Origin of the sequence: Pseudoalteromonas simplex (assembly GCF_015278155.1) — a bacterium.
Taxonomy (GTDB): Bacteria; Pseudomonadota; Gammaproteobacteria; order Enterobacterales; family Alteromonadaceae; genus Pseudoalteromonas; species Pseudoalteromonas simplex.
The window spans coordinates 1-767 of sequence record NZ_JADILN010000029.1 but is presented as its reverse complement, the minus strand read 5'-3'; the positions used below and the strand labels follow the sequence as shown (position 1 = coordinate 767).

Annotated in this window: 3 tRNA genes; all 3 read right to left on the bottom strand. The window is 48.2% G+C overall.

Annotated elements, in window-relative coordinates:
- Nucleotides 1–233 precede the first annotated feature (233 nt).
- Nucleotides 234–309 (bottom strand) — tRNA-Glu (locus IRQ78_RS20375).
- A gap of 169 nt (nucleotides 310–478) precedes the next feature.
- Nucleotides 479–554 (bottom strand) — tRNA-Glu (locus IRQ78_RS20370).
- Between the two features lie 78 nt (nucleotides 555–632).
- Nucleotides 633–708 (bottom strand) — tRNA-Glu (locus tag IRQ78_RS20365).
- Nucleotides 709–767 lie beyond the last annotated feature (59 nt).

The following is a 767-nucleotide window of genomic DNA, read 5'->3' as shown; positions in this document are numbered from 1 at the left end:
GGGATTCGAACCCCTGTTACCGCCGTGAAAGGGCGGTGTCCTAGGCCTCTAGACGATGGGGACACAAAATGTGTCACTAGGACAACTGAATAGTTAGACTCGATTCAGACGAGCTTTTAATAACACATCACTTAAAGTAAGTGGCGTCAACAAAAGATTCGTACTCTTTATAACGTCGTGCATAAGATTGCGCGGTGTTCACCGCCCCACTACACATAACCTAATTAAATAAGTGGCGTCCCCAAGGGGATTCGAACCCCTGTTACCGCCGTGAAAGGGCGGTGTCCTAGGCCTCTAGACGATGGGGACACAAAATGTGTCACTAGGACAACTGAATAGTTAGACTCGATTCAGACGAGCTTTTAATAACACAACACTTAAAGTAAGTGGCGTCCCCAAGAGATTCGTACTCTTGATAACGTCGTGCATAGATTGCGCGGTGTTCACCGCCCCACTACACATAACCTACTTGAATAAGTGGCGTCCCCAAGGGGATTCGAACCCCTGTTACCGCCGTGAAAGGGCGGTGTCCTAGGCCTCTAGACGATGGGGACACATGATGTGTCACTAGGACAACTGAATAGTTAAACTCGATTCAGACGAGCTATTAATAACACAGCACTTAAAGTAAGTGGCGTCCCCAAGGGGATTCGAACCCCTGTTACCGCCGTGAAAGGGCGGTGTCCTAGGCCTCTAGACGATGGGGACACAAAATGTGTCACTAGGACAACTGAATAGTTAGACTCGATTCAGACGAGCTTTTAATA